17 protein-coding genes are annotated in these 18,634 nt (G+C 63.5%); 6 read left to right on the plus strand and 11 right to left on the minus strand.

Features of this window, described 5'->3' with window-relative positions; translation table 11 throughout:
• From IB265_RS33480 to IB265_RS33495, 4 genes are all read left to right on the plus strand, one after another.
• On the plus strand, nucleotides 1–248 hold a 248-nt coding region (locus IB265_RS33480), incomplete at its 5' end, for a hypothetical protein (protein ID WP_210334666.1).
• Between the two features lie 50 nt (nucleotides 249–298).
• Nucleotides 299–757, plus strand: a complete 459-nt coding sequence (locus IB265_RS33485) for a DoxX family protein (RefSeq protein ID WP_192495977.1) — start codon at nucleotides 299–301, stop codon at nucleotides 755–757.
• Nucleotides 754–2,352, plus strand: a complete 1,599-nt coding sequence (locus IB265_RS33490) for an MFS transporter (RefSeq protein WP_192495978.1) — start codon at nucleotides 754–756, stop codon at nucleotides 2,350–2,352. Before IB265_RS33485 ends, IB265_RS33490 begins: the two co-directional genes overlap by 4 nt.
• Before the next feature lie 89 nt (nucleotides 2,353–2,441).
• A complete protein-coding gene (locus IB265_RS33495) occupies nucleotides 2,442–3,272 on the plus strand; it encodes an alpha/beta fold hydrolase (protein WP_192495979.1) in 831 nt (276 codons plus the stop codon).
• A 97-nt stretch (nucleotides 3,273–3,369) separates the two neighbouring features.
• On the opposite strand, the gene IB265_RS33500 is transcribed toward IB265_RS33495, so the two are convergent.
• Nucleotides 3,370–4,263: a LysR family transcriptional regulator gene (locus IB265_RS33500; RefSeq protein WP_192495980.1), complete on the minus strand. Its 894-nt coding sequence runs from the start codon at nucleotides 4,261–4,263 to the stop codon at nucleotides 3,370–3,372.
• A gap of 103 nt (nucleotides 4,264–4,366) precedes the next feature.
• Here IB265_RS33500 and IB265_RS33505 point away from each other — a divergent pair, with 103 nt between their 5' ends.
• A complete protein-coding gene (locus IB265_RS33505; RefSeq protein WP_192495981.1) occupies nucleotides 4,367–5,566 on the plus strand; it encodes an MFS transporter in 1,200 nt (399 codons plus the stop codon).
• A 2-nt stretch (nucleotides 5,567–5,568) separates the two neighbouring features.
• On the opposite strand, the gene IB265_RS33510 is transcribed toward IB265_RS33505, so the two are convergent.
• Nucleotides 5,569–6,213: a PQQ-binding-like beta-propeller repeat protein gene (locus tag IB265_RS33510; protein WP_192495982.1), complete on the minus strand. Its 645-nt coding sequence runs from the start codon at nucleotides 6,211–6,213 to the stop codon at nucleotides 5,569–5,571.
• Between the two features lie 10 nt (nucleotides 6,214–6,223).
• A complete protein-coding gene (locus tag IB265_RS33515) occupies nucleotides 6,224–7,444 on the minus strand; it encodes a helix-turn-helix domain-containing protein (RefSeq protein ID WP_192495983.1) in 1,221 nt (406 codons plus the stop codon).
• Nucleotides 7,445–7,765: 321 nt separating this feature from the next.
• On the opposite strand from IB265_RS33515, the gene IB265_RS33520 reads away from it, so the two are divergent.
• Nucleotides 7,766–8,980 (plus strand): MFS transporter, encoded by a 1,215-nt coding sequence (locus tag IB265_RS33520; protein WP_192495984.1) that lies wholly within the window; start codon nucleotides 7,766–7,768, stop codon nucleotides 8,978–8,980.
• 92 nt (nucleotides 8,981–9,072) lie between these two features.
• Here IB265_RS33520 and IB265_RS33525 read toward each other — a convergent pair whose 3' ends face one another.
• The 8 genes from IB265_RS33525 to IB265_RS33560 all read right to left on the minus strand — a co-directional run bounded on the left by IB265_RS33525 (nucleotide 9,073) and on the right by IB265_RS33560 (nucleotide 18,132).
• Nucleotides 9,073–10,377: an MFS transporter gene (locus IB265_RS33525; protein WP_192495985.1), complete on the minus strand. Its 1,305-nt coding sequence runs from the start codon at nucleotides 10,375–10,377 to the stop codon at nucleotides 9,073–9,075.
• Nucleotides 10,374–11,051 carry a FadR/GntR family transcriptional regulator gene (locus IB265_RS33530; protein WP_192495986.1) on the minus strand — a complete coding sequence of 226 codons (678 nt, stop codon included), beginning with the start codon at nucleotides 11,049–11,051 and terminating at the stop codon, nucleotides 10,374–10,376. The genes IB265_RS33525 and IB265_RS33530 overlap by 4 nt, the downstream gene beginning before the upstream one ends.
• Nucleotides 11,052–11,343: 292 nt before the next feature.
• Complete coding sequence (locus IB265_RS33535; RefSeq protein ID WP_057255452.1) at nucleotides 11,344–11,685, minus strand: STAS domain-containing protein; 342 nt, start codon at nucleotides 11,683–11,685, stop codon at nucleotides 11,344–11,346.
• Between the two features lie 13 nt (nucleotides 11,686–11,698).
• The gene (locus IB265_RS33540) at nucleotides 11,699–12,259 is read right to left on the minus strand and encodes an ATP-binding protein (protein WP_112994078.1); all 561 of its coding nucleotides are present in this window, start codon (nucleotides 12,257–12,259) and stop codon (nucleotides 11,699–11,701) included.
• 4 nt (nucleotides 12,260–12,263) lie between these two features.
• On the minus strand, nucleotides 12,264–14,624 hold the full coding sequence (locus IB265_RS33545) for a SpoIIE family protein phosphatase (protein WP_112994079.1): 2,361 nt from the start codon (nucleotides 14,622–14,624) through the stop codon (nucleotides 12,264–12,266).
• Entirely contained in the window at nucleotides 14,621–15,799 is a 1,179-nt protein-coding gene (locus IB265_RS33550) for a class I SAM-dependent methyltransferase (protein ID WP_065376614.1), read from the minus strand. Before IB265_RS33550 ends, IB265_RS33545 begins: the two co-directional genes overlap by 4 nt.
• The gene (locus tag IB265_RS33555; protein ID WP_058323161.1) at nucleotides 15,796–16,314 is read right to left on the minus strand and encodes a hypothetical protein; all 519 of its coding nucleotides are present in this window, start codon (nucleotides 16,312–16,314) and stop codon (nucleotides 15,796–15,798) included. The genes IB265_RS33550 and IB265_RS33555 overlap by 4 nt, the downstream gene beginning before the upstream one ends.
• A gap of 141 nt (nucleotides 16,315–16,455) precedes the next feature.
• Nucleotides 16,456–18,132 (minus strand): bifunctional diguanylate cyclase/phosphodiesterase, encoded by a 1,677-nt coding sequence (locus IB265_RS33560; protein WP_065376615.1) that lies wholly within the window; start codon nucleotides 18,130–18,132, stop codon nucleotides 16,456–16,458.
• Nucleotides 18,133–18,634 lie beyond the last annotated feature (502 nt).

Consider the following 18,634-nt stretch of genomic DNA (forward strand, 5'->3'; position numbering starts at 1 on the left):
TGCTGGGCCGTGTGACGACGGTGGAAGGGCGCAAAATGAAAACGATCGTCGGCGCCGCCGCATTGGCAGCCTCCATCCTGATCACTTCGTCGGCGGCACTCGGCGACGATGGTGCACCCGCAAAAGACAACAAGCGACCCTCCTGGGCGAAGGTTGTGGTGAACCAATCGCCGCCGAAGGCGGGTGCCTATTACAAGGGCATTTCGCGGACCACGTTCGGCAATTCGAAATGGCCGCAAACGCGATGAAGGCGGCCAAGCCGCCCGTTAAGTCGAAGACCGTCTAACAAGGAAACAAAATGCTGAGCCTGTCTTCTCTCGAAAAACAACTCGCTGCCCGCCTGCGGCCAAGCCACGCCGGGCGATGGATCGTCTTCGTCGGCCTGTTGGCGCTTTGCTCGGCCTATATCCAGGGGCCGCTGACGAAGATCTTCGACTTTCCGGGTGCGCTTGCCGAGATGGATCATTTTGGCCTGCATCCGGCGCCGCTCTTTGCAGTCGGGGTTATCGTTTTCGAGCTTCTGATGTCGGCCCTCATTCTCATAGGTTTCTATCGCTGGGCGGCCGCCAGTGCGCTTGCGGCCTTCACGCTGGCCGCGACCTTCCTTGCGTTTCGCTTCTGGGAGCTTCCGCCCGGCATGGAGCGTGCGATGGCGACGAACGGCTTCTTCGAGCATATCGGCCTCAGCGGTGCCTTCCTGCTCGTCGCCTGCTACGATCTTCTTGAACGGGCATCCGCAGGAAAGGCTGGGCAATGACGGCAGCGAAGGAGGGCGCAGGGACGTTTGCGCCGTTGCGGCAGAAGGTCTTTGCGGTCCTGTGGGTGGCGACGATCATCGGCAATACCGGCAGTTTCATCCGTGATGTCGCCAGCTCCTGGCTCGTTACCGACCTGTCGGCGACGCCGGCCGCCGTTTCCATGGTCCAGGCGGCGGCGACGCTGCCGATCTTCTTGCTCGCCATTCCTGCCGGGGTTCTCTCGGATATTCTCGATCGGCGCAAATTCCTGATCCTGGTGCAATTTCTGCTCGCATTGACGAGCCTCTGCCTGCTGTTTCTCTCCGCCACGGGCCTGCAGTCCGTGAGCTCGCTCATCGCGCTGACCTTCGTCGGCGGCATAGGGGCGGCACTGGTCGCCCCCACCTGGCAGGCGATCGTGCCTGAGCTCGTCTCGCGGCAGGACGTCAAGGGCGCCGTGGCGTTGAATTCGCTCGGCATCAACATCGCCCGCGCGATCGGTCCGGCGCTTGGCGGCCTGCTGCTCGCCTGGTCCGGCGCAGCCGTCACCTATGGCGTCGATGTCATCAGCTATGTCTTCGTGATCGCGGCGCTCCTGTGGTGGCGGCGCGGTGTATCGGAGGACGACGTTCTCGCGGAACGCTTCTTTGGCGCCTTCCGGGCGGGGCTACGCTACGCGCGCGCCAGTCGCGAGCTGCATGTGGTCCTGCTGCGTGCTGCCGTGTTCTTCGCATTTTCGAGCGCGATCTGGGCTCTGCTGCCGTTGGTCGCGCGCCAGCTTCTCGGCGGTGGCGCCAGCTTCTACGGCATCCTGCTCGGTGCCGTCGGCGCGGGTGCGATCGGCGGCGCGCTGGTGATGCCGCGCCTGCGCGCCCGGATGGATGCCGACGGGCTGCTTTTGCTTTCCGCGGTGCTCACGGCCGCGGTGATGGGCGTGCTCTCCTTCGCGCCGGCGCAATGGGTGGCGGTTGTCGCTTTGCTCGTTTGCGGCGCCGCCTGGATCACCGCGCTGACGACGCTCAACAGCACCGCGCAGGCGATCCTGCCGAACTGGGTGCGAGGGCGCACGCTCGCCGTCTATCTTACCGTCTTCAACGGGGCGATGACCGGCGGCAGCCTGGCCTGGGGCGCCATCGCCGAAGCGATCGGCGTGCCCTTCACCCTCTCGGCGGCGGCTATCGGCCTTCTCTGCGTCGGCGTCGTCTTCCACGCCATGAAATTGCCGAAGGGAGAGGCGGACCTCATTCCCTCCAACCATTGGCCGGAGCCGCTGACCAGCGAGCCGGTCGAACACGACCGCGGCCCCGTCCTTGTGCTGATCGAATACATGGTCAACAGGGCGGACCGCTCCGAATTCCTGAAGGCGCTCGCCCGTCTGTCGCACGAGCGCCGCCGTGATGGCGCCTATGGCTGGGGCGTGACCGAGGACGCGGCTGATACCGGCCGCATGGTTGAGTGGTTCATGGTCGAATCCTGGGCCGAGCATCTGCGCCAGCACAAGCGCGTGTCCAAGGCCGATGCCGACGTCCAGGAAGACGTTCGTCGTTTTCACAAAGGGCCGGCGGCGCCGGTCGTACACCACCTTCTCGCGATCAACCGGCCGCAGCTCGGTTGACGTGGGTTGCGTTCCATGGCGTCCATCCGGTGCCGCGGAACGTGCCAGGAAGATACAAACACTAGAACCCAAGCAAAGGAACCGTTCCCATGACCGAAAACTTCGTCAGGACTGAAGACGGCGTCGATATCTTCTACAAGGATTGGGGCTCGGGCCAGCCAATCGTCTTTCACCATGGCTGGCCGTTGTCGGCAGACGATTGGGACGCGCAGATGCTCTATTTCGTCAACAAGGGCTATCGCGTCATTGCTCACGACCGCCGCGGTCATGGGCGCTCTACACAGGTGAGCGAAGGTCATGATATCGCGCACTATGCGAAGGACGTCGCGGCACTGGTCCTCAAGCTCGAACTCAGTGATGCCGTCCACATCGGTCACTCCACGGGTGGCGGCGAGGCGGCGGCTTACGTTGCACGCCACGGTGCGGGACGGGTCGCCAAGCTGATCATGGTCGGTGCCGTTCCGCCGATCATGGTGAGGACCGCGAACAATCCCGGTGGCCTGCCGATCGAGGTATTCGATGGCTTCCGTTCCGCGCTTGCCGCCAATCGCGCTCAGTTCTTCCGCGATGTTCCAGCGGGTCCCTTCTACGGCTTCAACCGACCGGGGACTGAAACATCGGAAGGCGTCATCCAGAACTGGTGGCGGCAGGGCATGATGGGCAGCGCCAAGGCGCATTACGAGGGCATCAAGGCTTTCTCGGAAACCGACTTCACCGAGGACCTCAAGGCGATCGATGTGCCGACGCTGGTCATGCATGGCGACGACGATCAGATCGTTCCGATCGACGATTCGGCGCGGCTTGCCGTCAAGCTCCTGAAGAACGGCACCCTCAAGGTCTATGAAGGGTATCCACATGGAATGCTGACGACCCATGCCGATGTCATCAATCCTGACCTGCTTGCCTTCATCAAGGCCTAAAGGGCTGGCATGATCCGCGGCGTCTCGGTTACCGCGGACCGTGCCGGGACAAATCTTGGTGCCCGCACCGTGTTGATCGCGGTGCGGGTTCTGTCGTTCAGGCGTTTCCCTTCGCGGTTTTGCCAAGTGCCCCCATCAACCGGTCGATGAAGACGCGTACCTTGGGTGCGACAAGCTTCGTCGTCGGGTAGACGGCCCAGATCGCCAATGTCTCGGGCGCCGCATCTTCGAGGCGAATGCGTATCAGCCGACCTGCATCGAGATCGTCGGCGATATTCCAGTCGGAGAGCAGGGTGATGCCGGCACCAGCGAGGCAGGCCGCATGGCATCCTTCGATGCTTGTCGACGAAAAGCGGCTCTGCAGCCGCACATGCCTCTCGACCCCGGCGCTCAGAAAGGTCCAATGGCTGACGCCGTGCAGCGGCAGGCATTGATGATTGATGAGATCGCCACTGGTCCGCGGGCTCCCATGCTTTTCGACATAGGATGGGGAGACGACGAGGGAACGCGGGTTTTCGGCCAGTTTCTTGGCGATCAAACTGCTATCCTTCAAACGCGCGATGCGGATCGCCAGATCGATGCCCGACGCCACCAGGTCAGGCATTGTGTCGCTCATATCGAGCGAGACCTTGAGCCCCGGGTGATCATCAAGCAGCGAAGGCATGAGCGGAGCAATCAGCTTGATCGAGAAGGCAACCGGCGCCGAGATGCGCAGGAGACCGGTCGCTCCGTCGCCGTCACCCCTCAGGAGCGTTCGCGCCTGCTGTTCGGTTTCGAGCAGATCCTGGGCATAGGGCAGAAAGGTTTCGCCCTCTGGCGTCAGCGACAGGGACCGGGTCGTGCGGTGCATCAGCCGGACGCCAAGCGCCTGCTCCAAGGAGGCGAGCCGCCGGGTCGCGATCATGGGGGAGATGCCAAGCCGCCGCGCGGCCTCGGCGAGGCTGCCGCCGCTTGCCGCTGCGGTGAAGACGAGGACTTCGTCGAAGTTCATTGTATCGAAATCCGATATACTGCTATGTATTATGGCGACACTACAGCGAATTTCGATAAGGCGATAGATCAAGCCCATCTCTCCAGTGAGAAGGGCAAGTGAAATGGTTACCCACGAAACGGCGCATTCCGGCCTCGGTCGAACCCGCCTCTACGCCATGGCCGTCGCCAGCGGCATCGCGGTCGCAAACATCTACTACAATCAGCCATTGCTGGGGCTCATCGAGGCCGAGTTTCCTGGCGAGACGGTCGTCGGCCTGCTTCCGACGGCGACGCAACTCGGCTACGCGCTCGGGCTGCTGCTTCTGCTGCCGCTCGGCGATATCGTCCGGCGGAGACGTTTGATCGTCGGGCAGTTCCTGGCGATCGCGATAGCAGCGACCGCCGCTGCTTTGGCCCCGTCGCCATTCTTGCTGATCGCCGCCTCGGTGCTGCTTGGGGCCAGCGCCACCGTCGCGCAGCAGATCGTCCCGATCGCTGCGATGTTGTCCACGCCTGACAAACGCGGGGCGGCGATCGGCACGGTCATGGCCGGCGTTTTGACCGGCATCCTGCTCAGCCGCACGGTCTCCGGATTTGTCGGGGCCCATGCCGGCTGGCGCGAGATGTTCTGGGCAAGTGTGCCGCTCGCACTAGCAGCTTCGTTCCTGATGTTTCGGACCTTGCCGGATCTGCGCCCGGCATTGCGTTTGCCCTATCGCGAAGCCCTGGCCTCGCTCGCCACTCTTTGGCGGCACGAGCCCGCGCTCCGTCTCGCTTCGATGGTGCAGGCGGCGCTTTTCGCATCCTTTACGGCATTCTGGACCGTGCTCGCGCTTTATCTTGCGACGCCGCGTTTCAATCTGGGCGCCGATGCCGCCGGTCTGTTCGGCATTGTCGGGGCAATCGGCGTCTTTGCGGCACCGGTCGCCGGCAGGGTGGCGGATCGGCGGGGTGCGCTGTCCGTCGTCTGGTTCGGGGCGGCTCTGACGCTCGCTGCCTGGGTCGTACTCGGAGCCTGGGCCTCGATCGCCGGACTGGTGGTTGGGGTCATCGTGCTTGATATCGGCATCCAGGTCGCGCTGATTGCCAACCAGCACATCATCTATGCGCTCGAGCCCGCGGCGCGCAGCCGTATCAACACGGTCTTCATGACCAGCATGTTTCTTGGGGGAGCGGCGGGCTCGGCTCTCTCCTTCGCCGCCTGGAGCTATGGCTCCTGGCCGGGCGTCAGCGCACTCGGCCTCGCGCTTGCGGTGCTGGCGCTGGCTGCAAGCTGCTTGCTCGACGAGCGGCCAGGCTGGAGACCTTGCGCTGAGGGATGAACCTAGGGAGCATGCTTCTTCGGCCGGCGGACGGCCCGGATCGTTCCGCTCCCGCCGCCGCCGCAGAAGAAGCGCTCGCCGCCATCGGACTCCAGCCCCGAGACACCGGCGCCTGATGGCATCACGATCCGCTCGAGCACCGACCCCGTCTCGGGGTCGATGCGCCTGAGGTCGCTGTCGTCGCCTTCCCAGGTGCCGTGCCAGAGCTCCCCGTCGACCCAGGTGACGCCCGTCACGACGCGCTTGGATTCGATGGTGCGCAGGATTGCGCCGGTTTCGGGATCGATCTGATGGATCCTCCGACCCCGATGCTGCCCGACCCAAAGGGTTCCCTCCGCCCAGGCAAGGCCGGAATCGCCGCCGCCGCCCGGCGCCGGGATCGTTGCCAGCACGCGGCCGGTCTCGGGATCGATCTTCTGGATGCGGTCCTCGGCGATCTGGAACAGGTGCTTGCCGTCAAAGGCGGTACCGGCATGCGCCGCGACATCGATCGAGCGCACCGGGTTCCCGCTTTCGGGATCGAGGGCATTGATCTTGTCGCCGGAGGCAAACCAGATGTTCCGGCCGTCGAAGGTGACGCCATGGATGTGGTCGGCGCCAGGGAAGGGGCCATATTCGCGGAGGATTTCGGCTTCGGATCGTTTCATGGTCTCAATCCTAATCGCTTGGCAGTGGACCGGGGAGTAACAAGACTGTCGGGAATGTCGGCACGGGCGGGATCACCCAGCGTCGCGCCCGCCCGTGGCCAACCGGCAGCACCTTGCCTTCCGAGGAGAGGTCTTCGAGCGCCCGTTGCACTGTGCGCGGGCTGGCGTCGAGCGCGATGGCGAGAGCGGAGCTCGACCATGCCTCGCCGTCGCCAAGAAGCGCCAGCATCGCCGCATGCCGATCGTCGACCGGCGGTGCAAGCACCACGACCGCGTGGTCGCCACGCGGAGCCAGCCGGAAGCCGTCGCTGGTCGCGCTGATATCCGCGAAAGCGCGGAGTTCGTCGCGAAGCCGGCCGATCTCGACCCTCAGTCGTGCCCGGTGGGATTCGTCGACATGTTTCGCGCCGAAGGCACGGGCGAGCAAGGCACGCCGCGAGACATCGGCCGGCCACGCCTCTGCGAGAGCACGCGCCAGAGCGAAGAGCACTGGCCGCGTTGCAAGCGAAACGGCGGAGGCTTCGCGCCGGACGATGTTTCGGCACGCATCGACCACCAGGGTACCCGAGTTGAACAGGGCTTCGACGTCGTCGAGCAGCAGCAGGCGCTCGTCTCCCCTGGTCAGAAGCCGGGCCGCCGGCGTCTTCAGGACAAGCGCTGCGCCTTCGACTTCCGCGACCAGCGCCGCTATGCCGGTTGCTCGCGCCGCTTCAGCCGCCCGGGCGAAGGCGCTGGCCGCCGAAGCGGTTTGTAATCGTCGAACGGCGATGCCGGCAATCGCGAGCTCGTGCGTGGCTCTCGCCGGCGGTGTCAGCCGGCCTGGATCGACACCGGCAAGCATCTGTTCGGCCTCGTCGAGACGGCCGATCAGCAGCAGACGGCGGGCGCCGAGATTGCGGGCGTGCGCGGCATTGAGGTGGTCGCCATGATCTTCGAGCGTCGCGCGGGCTGCGTCGAGCGCCTTCATCGGCCAGGAGAGATCGCGCGAGACGATGGCGATCTCCGCTTCGGCAACGAGGCATCGCGCGCGGGCCACGGCCTCCTTCGGGCCGAAGCCGCGCGCCGCCGCCTTCAACAGCGTCTTGGCGCGGCCGAGATCTCCGAGCTGAGCCATCGCGATGCCGCGGAGCGCCAGCGCCGGCGGGTCGTCGCGCAAGGCGACCCGCTTCAGCACGCCGAGCAGGTCACCAGCGGCCAGCGCCTGGCCTGCCGCGGTAATCAGCGAATCCATCGAAATCCCGTCACACTTGTCACTCCCCCAACAGTGCTTAGGCCTCTATCTATTGCTCGAACGGCACGGGACAACAGAGAGGACCTTCGAGGCACAATCAAGTGGGTTGGATCCAAACGGATTGAAGGCATGCCGCGAGCGACGCCCAGGCGAACCTGCAATAGTTACAAAATTCTGCAAATTTCGGTGTCGGCTTTCCGCTGGCGCTTGCGTCTTACAGGAACCAGCAAGAGGAGGTGCTCTGCACTTCCAAACCTGCTGCGCGATCAGTTTGCACGTTATCGGCGCTGCCGGCAGTCGGGCGCCACCAAGGAGATTGCAATGAGCAATTCGTTTTATCGTTGGGTGATCGTGGCGGCTGGCGGCCTGCTTGGCTGCTTGGCGATCGGCGCCATGTTCTCACTTCCTGTTTTCCTGCTGCCGATCTCGCGGGATACCGGCTGGTCCGTCACCGGGGTCTCCAGTGCCATGACCATCGGCTTCCTGGCGATGGCTTTCGCCAGCATTGCCTGGGGCAGTCTCTCCGATCGCTGGGGTGCGCGGCCGATCGTGCTCATCGGCTCGGTGCTTCTGGCCGCCAGCCTGATGGCGGCCAGCTGGGCGACCTCGCTGATCGCCTTCCAGGTCGTCTTCGGCGTCGTCGTCGGCACCGCCACTGCGGCGATCTTCGCGCCGATGATGGCCTGCGTTACCGGCTGGTTCGATACGCACCGGAGCCTCGCCGTTTCGCTCGTTTCGGCCGGCATGGGCATGGCGCCGATGACCATGTCGCCGTTCGCGGCATGGCTGGTTTCCGGCTACGACTGGAGAACTGCACTGCAGATCATCGCCGTCGTCGTCGCGGTCATCATGATCCCGGTGTCGCTTCTCGTTCGCCAGGCGCCGGCACTTGCTGTCGGTGCTGCCGCGGCCTCTCCTGAGGAAGAGGCGCAATCGACGATGACGACGAGCCAGGTGCTGAAATCGCCGCTCTTCATTATCCTGCTGCTCACCAACTTCTTCTGCTGCGCAACGCATTCCGGCCCGATCTTTCACACGGTGAGCTACGCCATCACGTGCGGTATCCCCGTGATGGCGGCTGTGTCGATCTACAGTGTCGAGGGGCTCGCTGGCATGGGCGGCCGCGTCGTCTTCGGCCTGCTCGGCGACCGCTTCGAGGCAAAGCGCGTGCTGGTTCTCGGGCTGCTGGCGCAGGCTTTTGGGGCACTGGCCTATGTCTTCGCCGCGGGGCTCGGCTCATTCTACGCTGTCGCCGCCCTGTTCGGCTTCATCTATGCCGGCGTCATGCCGCTTTATGCCGTGCTTGCCCGCGAGAATTTCCCCCTGCGGATGATGGGAACGGTCATCGGCGGAACGGCCATGGCCGGCAGCCTCGGCATGGCGACGGGACCGATTGCCGGCGGCATGATCTATGATGCGCTGGCCAGCTATACCTGGCTCTATGTCGGCTCCTGGGGCATCGGTCTCGGGGCGTTCCTGATCGCGCTCACCTTCCGGCCCGCACCGCGCTATCAGCAGGCGGTCGCTGCGGCGTGAAGCAGTGCACTGAGATCGACGAGAAAGGGCTCCACCGGAGAGGTGGAGCCCTATCGAGTTGAGCTTTCATTTCGAGGACGGCTGCGCCCGTCTTAGCGATCGTCGATCCTGGCCGTTCGTGCGCCGACATGCAGCGCCCGGCCGGCGCCCACGCCCATGATCGCCACGCCGATGCCAAGGGCGATGAAGAGAATGGAGCTGGCCGCAAAGCTGCCGGTCCAGCTGCGGATGAAGCCGACGAGCAGCGGGCCGATGGCGGCGAGCACGTATCCGACGCCCTGGGCCATGCCCGAGAGATGGGCTGCGACATGGGAGTCGGGCGAGCGCAGCACGATGAGGGTCATCGCCGCGGCAATCAGGCCACCTTGGCCGATACCTTGAAGAACGGCCCAGACGAGCACCGTCGACAGCGGCGCGAAAAGGATGCCGATGAGGGCAATGACGGCAGCGGCGGCGAGTGTCACGCAGACGGCGCGCTGGTCCCGGCGGCGGACGGCAAAAGACGGCACGAGCAGGCAGGTGACGACCTGCATCATGATCGAGGCCGAGACGACCGCGCCGGCGGTTGCGGCATCAAGGCCGCGCTCGCGAAGGATCGGCGCCATCCAGCCGAAGACGCAATAGGCCAGTGCCGACTGCAACCCCATGAACAGGGTTACCTGCCAGGCGAGGCGATCGCGCCAGAGGCCGACAACGCGGAAGCCGCTGTGGCGGGCCTGCGCCTTGCCACGCAGCGCCTGTGGCGCCCAGATCAGGAGCACGATCAGAGCTGGCACCGCCCAGGCTGCGAGCGCGCCGGACCAGGAGCCGGCGACATGGTGCTCGATCGACAAAGTGAGGCCGGCGGCACTGGCCGCGCCGGCGCAGAGCGCCATAGTGTAGAGGCCCGTCATCATCGCGGCCCGGTCGGCGAAGTCACGCTTGACGAGGCCTGGGAGGAGGACGTTGCCGACCGCGATCGCCGCACCGGCGGTAAAGGTCGCGAGGAACAGCAGCGGCACGGATTGAACACCGCGCAGGCCCGTGCCGAGCGTCAGAAGCAGCAGCACGCCAAGAAGCGTGCGCTCGGCGCCGAAACGTTGCGCGAGTTTTGGCGCAAGCGGCGCGAAGATGCCGAGGCAAAGCACCGGCAGGGTGGTGAGTACGCTGGCGCCTGCGGTCGACAGGCCGCTTGCCTGCATCACCTCGGGCAGCAGCACTGAGAGGCTCGAAAACAGTGGCCGCAGGTTGAAGGCGATCAGGACGAGGCTCACGCCAAGAAGAACACGGGCGCTGCGGCTCAAGACAGGCGGTTGCGGCGCCGGCAGGCTGTCGGCCTCGGCATCGATGAGCTGGTCTTCGAGGTCCAGTGGCTCGGCGGTCTCGGCCTTGTGGGGGTCACGAAAAGTCTGGTTCATTGGGTAAGAAGCCGATCAAGTTCAGCGAGGACGGGGGCCATGAACGCCCGGGCGGAGGCCGCGGCCTGGTCCGGATCACCGGACGCGATGGCCTCGACGATCGCCGCATGCGCCCGGTCGTCCGGTTCGGGAAGGTCGCCACGAAGGGTCGAGTGGATGGTTTCGAGGATGGCCGAGGTGAAGAAATCATAGAGCTCGACGATCGCTTTGTTGCCCGATGCCTCGACGATCGATCTGTGGAAGGCGATGTCGCGTTGGCCAAAGGCATCGCGTCCTCCATCGGCCACCGTGCCGCGGGCGCCAAGCAGCTTGAACATGCGTTCGAGGTCTTCCGGCGTATGACGGAGTGCCGCCAGCCGCGCCGCCTCGACGTCGAGTGCCGCGCGTGCTTCCCACTGGTCGCGCAGACCGGTGCGCTTGACCCGGTCGAGCGCGCCCGAGGTGTCGACGGTTGAGCGGACATAGGTGCCGGAGCCCTGGCGGGCGTCGAGAAGGCCCTTCGAGATCAGGACCCGAACGGCTTCACGCACGGTGCCGCGGCTGACGGCGAGTAATTCGGTGAGTGCCGTTTCGTTCGGAATGCGCTCGCCGACTGCCCAGCGGCCGCTGAGGATTTCCGTTCGCAGGCTTTCGGCTGCGCTCTCGGTGAGATTGGTACGATTGATCGGCTGCATCGTCTGCTCATCAAGTCATCAGATGATTTGATGGATAAGCCGAGTTGACGCGCGAGTCAATGGGGCCCGGCGGCGGCCAGGGGCAGCGAGCGGCACGAGCTTTCTCTGAAGCGCGCTTTGTCGACAAGGTGCCAAAAATGCTGGCTTGATGTCATCAGCATCCCGCTCTCCGGCGAAGTCGCTGGAGGCGGAAAGATGCTATAGAACCAAAGTGCTAGAGCGTCCTCATGCGTAAAGTTGAACGCACGGCGCTCTGTCGTTGAACCGGCGCGATACAGCCGGACCGCCGACCTCAGTTGAGCCGGAGATCGAGGCCAGGATGCAGTTTCTTGAGGTTCGGCAAGGATTTCGATTGCCACGGGATTTCGGAGGTTCCGCGCACCGTCAATTGCACGTTCGGCCGGTTGCGCGCCTCGATCGTCAGTTTGGCGAGCAGGTTGATCCCTGACGAGTTCAGAAACTGCAATTCGGTCAGATCGATCGTGATGTGCTCAGGCTCGGTTTCGAGCACGCCCATGACGGTCGAGAAGATCGGGGCATAGGCTTCCGTTCCCGGCAGCCGCATCGTTCCTTCGAAATGGATGTCGTTGCCTTCGGACCAAACGCGATACTCTTCTACGTCCTTGTTTTCCATGTTCATCGGCTCATCAGTTCGAGAGGGCTGGGACTGCAATGGAAGCATAGGTCTCCAGCGTGGTTTCGCCATCTTCTCCGAGGGCACCAAAAACCCAAGCGAAACGAACACCATAATCGCTCATCAGTGTCAAAAGACCAAGCCCCGAGCCACTTTTCCCAAGCCCGGATGCATTGGCCTCGATGCGCTCGATGAGAAGGTCTCCGGGGTCGCCGGTAGCGATTTCGGAAAGCAGATGCTGGAAGCGCACCGCCGCTTCGTTGTCGATCACGTTGGACACTTTCGTGCGGAAGCTGTTCGCTTCGAGAGCGGCTTCGAGGACGATTTCGCCGGACGCCCGGAACTTCACCGCGTTCTCGACCAACTCGTTGGTGAGATACCCGATATTGTGCCGTACCTCCCTGTAGGTGCTGCGTGAGGCGCGGTATCGCAGCGCGGCGAGTTCAGCGACGAAATCCGAAGCCATGGCGCAATGCTTCCAGCTGAGATCGAGCGGCCCGTCGTAGAGGCGTAGCCGCGTCATTCTCTGGTGGGCACCAATCGTCAGGTCCGCCAGTCCGTAGAGCGTGGTCATCTGATCACCTGTGTCTCATGACGACGAGCGTGATGTCGTCATATATCTTCTGCTCGCCGATATGCGCCATCAGGTCTTCGAGAATACCCACCTTGGCGTCCTCGGCGCTGTGGCCGTAAAATTGCCGGGCGCTTTCGCACAGCCGTTCGATCCCGAAAAGCTCGCCCTTGGCGTTCATCGCCTCAGTCACCCCGTCGGTGTGCAGGACGATCATGTCGCCGCGGCTGAAGGAAATCTCGCGCGTCGCGACGAAAGCCGAAATGTCCGGTTCGAGGCCGATCGGCAGACCGAGGTCGAGCGTGTCGATCCGTTCGATTTCGGCGCCCTCGCGCACCACGATCAGTTCCTCGTGCTGTCCGGACAGAGTCATGCGGCCATCATCGTAATCGAGGAAGGCCAGCGACAGGTGCTTGTCGGTGTTGGTTCGCACGATGTTCTTGTAGATGGCGCGGTTGAGGCGATTGAGGAACTCTTGCGGGTCCATGTCGCCGGCCTCCTGCAAGGCCCGGGCGACGGACTGCACCATCAGCATCAGCACGCCGCTTTCAAGCCCGTGGCCGGTCACGTCGCCAATGCCGATCTTCAGCCGTTCGCCGTCGCGCAGCACGTCGTAATAGTCGCCGCCCACCTCGTCGGCAGGCCGCATATAGGCGGCGATTTCGAGGTCGGCAATTTCCGCGAGTTCGCTGGCCTTGGGCAGCACCATCATCTGGATCTGCTTGGCGACGGCAAGCTCGGCGCCAAGGCGCAGGTTCTCACTGCGCAACTGCGTGTTCAGTGCTGAAATCTGGTGATTTGCGTCCTCAAGCTGGCTCGTGCGCTCGGTTACCAGGTTTTCGAGGTTCTCGGTGTGGTAGCTGATCTCTTCCGCCATTCGGTTGAAGGCAATGCCCGCTTCGCCGACCTCGTCGCGCGTCGAAATTGGGACGCGGACGGAATAGTCCTTCGCCTCGATGCGCGTCGCCGCGCCGGCGAGGGCGCTGATGCCGCGGGTCACGCGCTTGGATATGCCGAACACCGCGGCGGTGACGAACAGCAGCGAGGCGAGCAGGGCCAGGATCTGATAGATCAGGATCCGGTTCGCCGCCTCGGAGATCCCCGCTTGCGCCGCAAACAGCGAGGCGTAGATTTCCCGTTCGGGCACCACGATGCCGAGCGACATGGTCTCGCGGCGGACGGGGCCGGACAGCCAGAAATTCTCGGGCTCGAGCTGCTTCAGGAGAATGAGATAAGGCACTTTCTCGCCGGCCTCGTCGAGCAGCACGCGCTGAATGGCGCCGTCGACGCCGAGCGGCAGGTCTGCGATCGCTGGCTGTACGCTGCGACGCAGCGAACGCTCGAGTCCGGTGACGCCTTGCCCGCCGGTATCGCTCGATCGTTGCAGGCCGATGACCTTTTCGCCAACCGGATTGATGGCAAGCACATTGCCATCAGACATCGCCAGGAAGCCGAAGCCGCTGTCGGCGACCTTGACGTTCTCGACCACTTCGGCGAGTTGATCGAGTGTGATATCGGCGCCGGCAGCACCGGCAACGCTCTTGCGATCCTGCGACCAGAGTGGCTGGAAGAAGCTGACGATCAGCTTGCCGGTGATCGCGTCGGTATAGGGGGCGGTCTGGGTGGTGTCGTTCGGTACCGGCCGCAGGCCGGGGTTCTCTGCCCACTGTTGCCAGGATTCGTAGATACCCGGAAAGAAGAATGTCCAGAATTCCGCCTGGTTGTGGCCGGGATAGAGGCGATCGAAGGTCTGCGCCTGCTCCGTATAGGGCGCGGTTCTGAAGATCGGTCGTTCGCGCGGACCGATGTAGTACATCTGCAGCTTGGAGCTGCCGCTTGCGAGCAGGCTCGGTGCGACGAGGTCGAGCACGGCGCTGTTTTCGATGTCGGCCTGGACTTCCGGCAGCGGGCGATGGTCGGGCCCGAGAAGATATCCCCAGACGCTGACGACCGATGGGGCTCCGGGCAGGTTCTGTGCCCAGCCGCCCTTGGCGTCGTACGCTACCGAGATTGCGCCGGGTGCTGCGCGCGCCAAGGCGTCGCCAACTTCGGTTTCTCGTGCCGGGTGGTCGATTTGCCCCTGCAGGACACCCGCCAGCGTGCCGACGTCGGTATGCACTTGGCCGATAAGCAGGTTGACGCGTGCGACAGTCGATTCCGCATAGGACCGAATATAGTCCTGGTTGGCCTTTTCCAGGCCCTGTCCTACCTCTGTCGCGGCATCGCGCGAAAGCCTCTGAACGTTCCAGAGCGCGAGGCCGCCGGTGACGAGGAGATCGAAGAGCACGGCGCCGCCGACCACCAGGACGAATTTGGCGCGAAACGATCGGAGCCCGAACCGGCGGCGTTGTTCGTCGACGGCGCTCATAGCGGCTTCCGTCCGGAAGCGGCCCAGATCGGCCAGCCGGCATAGCCCTTGGGATGCAGCGCCGCAAAGATATGGTCCCGGAAGCCCTGGCGGAAGCGCTCGATGAACTCGGGCGGGTCACCGCGCTTGACCGCCATTTCGCCTGCATAGACATTTTCCCAGGCGGCGATCATGTCGGCGAAGTCCTGCGGGTCGCCGTCAAGATTGGTCACCATGAAGGACTCGACGAGGATGTCGTCAAAACCCGCTTCGGCCAGATAGCGCCGGCTCTTCGGTCCGAGTTCCACATCCATCTCGAAATGGCTGAACAGTTTGGCGACCTCCGTGTAGGTCCACTGGATGCTGTTTGCCCGCGGCTCGCCGAGGCAGTGCGAGTTCTTTTCGTTGGTGATATAGACGCGTCCACCGGGCTTGCAGATCCGGTAAAGCTCCTTCAGCAGGAGTTCCGGCTGATTGAAGATCTGCAGCGAGTGGCGGCAGGTCACGAAGTCGAACTGGTTATCCTCGATCAGCATCTCCGACGCATCGCCGAAAGTGTATTCGATGCCGGTGACGCCGAAGTCGGCGGCCACCTTGCGCGCATAGGCGAGGCTTGCCCGCGAATGATCGAGTGCCACGATCCGCCCCGGTTCAAATTCCTTCTGCACCAGAACGGCGAAGTCACCGATGCCGCAGCAGATATCGGCCATGGCGATGCCGGGCCGCATGCCGTGCCGCGGCAGGATGTCTCGCTCATGGCGCCAGGTCATCTTCGTTTGCGTCCGCAGGATCGGAATGAAGCTGGTGTCCTCGACGAAGCTCTGGCCGGGATAGAACATCGAATCGTAGACCTCGACGGAGATCTGTGGCTCGATCGTGCTCAAATGCCGGAACATGCGCGTCGTCCAGCCGACGACGCTGGAGGTGACGACGATCAGGCGCAGGTCCGACCGTTCCCGACAGGCATCGAGGGCGACCCGGATAAAGGCCTGGAAGGCCGTGTTGTTCATCTGGATGAGGCGCTTCACGTCGATATAGAGAACGCCCTTCACCGCATCGATCGCTTCCCTGAGCGCATGAATGCTCTCGGCGATCTCATCGATCGATCGCGGCCTGATCGTTCCGGCGAGCGAGAAGACCTGGCTGTTCGGATCGAAGGCGACTTTGAAGCGCTGAGTAAGGCCCGCCGCGATCAACTCACCATTCCTTCAAGAGGCAAATCCACCACCAGGGTGATTGCCGAAGCCGCGTCCTCGTCGAGCCGAAGGCGGGCGTCATAGTTGACGGCCAGGTCCAGCAGCACCGATTCCCGGCTCGGGGCGAGATCGTTGGAAATGGCATCGAGATAACGGGCCTCGGCGTCGCTCTCGCGGGTTCTCGATACGGCTTCGCGATAGAAGCGCGCCTGACCAGGCGGGCATGGAAAACTGAGCTGAACCCGTTCCGTGACGCCTTGGCGATAGATCGACAGGCCGATCTTTCCGTCGGTCGTGCCGCCGCGAAACGAAACTTCGAGAAGCTCGTTCAAAGCGGAGGAGAAGAAGTTCGAATGCCGCACCGGATCGGTTCTGTTGTGGCTGATCATGCGGGCGAGGTAGCTCGAAACATGATCGCAGTGCTGCCAGTCCGACAGAAATATCTCCATCTCCATATCGAACTGCAGCAAGGGCTCGAAAGCCGTCCCCGTGGTCTTATTGACACTTGCACCCATGCAGCAATGTCCTCCGCCCGAACTCTGCCACGGCCATACGGCACTTTCTATAATGATTTCTAACCACGCAACCCCCGGATTTTGCACGTGAACAACCCAGGTTTTGCGCCGCGCGTCCCGCCGCGCAACGCACGGATGCGCCTAGAGCGTTGCCATAGCCGACGAGCGGCGAAGATAGGCGCCAATGGCGCCCGCCGGCATCGGCATGCCCAGGAAGTAACCTTGCAGCCGGTCGCACCCCTCTTTCCGCAGCCAGACCGCCTGCCCGACCGTTTCCACGCCTTCGGCGGTGACGCGCATGCCGAGGCCATGCGCAAGCCCGATGATCGACCGAACGATCGTCTGGCTTTTTTCGTCGCTCTCGAGGTCCTTGATGAAGTAGCGGTCGATCTTGATCGTATCGAAAGGGAAGTTCTTGAGGTAGCTGAGCGACGAGTAGAAGGTGCCGAAATCGTCGAGCGAAATCTGGATACCCAGCACGTTCAGGGTATTCAGCGTGTCCAGGTTGTTGGTCGTGCGCTCGAGCAGGACCGATTCGGTGACTTCCAATTCAAGCCGGTCGGCCCTGAGGCCCGCCATGTCGATCGCTTGGGCGATCCGGTCCGTCAGCCCCTCCCGCAGGAATTCGGCCGGCGAAAGATTGACGGCGACGGTGAAGTGCGACGGCCAGGTTGCGGCCTGCCGGCACGCCTCTTCCAGCACCCATTGGCCGATCTCGTTCATCAGCCCGTCGGCTTCCGCCATGGGAATGAAGACATTGGGGGGGATGACACCCACCAGCGGATGGTGCCAGCGCACCAGCGCCTCAAATCCGACGATCGAGAACGGCGGTTCGACGAGTGGCTGGTATTCGATGGAAAACTGCCTGTCCTGAAGCGCCGTGCGCAGGCTGCGACGTAGCATCTCCCGCTGTTCCAGCACGATCAGCATCGAGCGGCTGAAGGTCTTCGACCGGCCGCGGCCGTCCTTTTTTGCAGCATAGAGCGCGATGTCCGCGGCCTTCATCAGCTGCTCGATCTCGTTGCCATCGTTGGGGGCGATGGCGATCCCGATGCTGGCGCCGACGAAGACCGCAATGCCGTCGATCGTAAAGGGTTCATTGAACGCCTGGATCAAGGCTTCCGCCAGATATTCGGCATCCGTCGGCTGGTCGCTGTGGCGTTGGATAACGGCGAACTCGTCGCCCGCAAGGCGATAGGCGACCTCGCCGTCGCGAAGAGCGCCACGGATGCGCTCCGCCGCCATCTTGAGCACGGCGTCGCCGGCGCCGTGGCCGAGCGTGTCGTTGACCGGCTTGAAGTCGTCGAGGTCGATCTGCATCAGTGCCAGCTTTTCGCGCGGCGTCGGCAGGATGTTTTGCAGGTCGTCGCTGAACTGCCGGCGATTGGGCAGGCCCGTCAGCACATCGTGCGTCGCCTGGTGGAGAAGCAGCGCCCTTTCGCTTTCGCCATGGCTGCCGACCTCGCGGCGCGTCGAGCGGCCACCCGTTTCGAGCACGCCAATGCCGCGCAAGGCGCGGAAGACCAGAAGCGTGCGCCGGGATTTGGTGGTTGCGTCGATGACTTCGACGCTGCGGGGCACACCGTGCGCGATCACGGACTCGACTGCCGCCTTGGAGGCGGGAGCAAGCAGTTCGGGATAGAGATGCCACAACGTCGCATCGACCAGCGTGCCGACTTCGTAGGTTTCCTGGAGCGCCGGCGAAGCGCTCGTCAGATGGAAGGCCTCGTCATAGAACGAGAGGATTTCATCGGCGTTGGCCGCGCCCGGATCTTGCACTGAAGCTGAAGCAGACAAGGTTGCATCAGTGTCCTGCATACTTGCCTTTTCCTTTCTGTTGCGAACTCGCCCGGGGACAGCAAGCGGTCCCGCCTCCCGCAGACACTGCACGCGCGGCACTTCGGCGTGGTTCGTCCTTCTCCAAAGCTACCGCGTGACGTATCCGGGTCAATGCCCTTGCCGCGCGCCGAAAACTACCTGTGGAAACCTCGTTTCGGAACATGGCGGGCTCCGGCGCGGTGCCGTTGCCCTGCACGGTTGTATATAAGATCATTCTTTTATCATTTACCATCATTGCATGCAATTTGGCGCCGTTTCGACGGGAAGCCGAAAGCTGTTTCAGCCGCGATCCCATTGCAGGACAGCCGCTTGGAGCACGCTTTGCGGCACAAGGGTGTCCTGCCTAGGGTCGACGAACGGCTGATTTGGATGGGCAAACGGAAGGAACGTCTCTCTCAGGCGCGGGTTAACCATAAACGAAGAAACCGGGGGATTGGGGGACTGTTCTTCCTCCATCCCCGGTTCGGAAGGGCAGTTCGGC

Source organism: Ensifer sp. ENS10 (genome assembly GCF_014852025.1).
Classification (GTDB): domain Bacteria; phylum Pseudomonadota; class Alphaproteobacteria; order Rhizobiales; family Rhizobiaceae; genus Ensifer.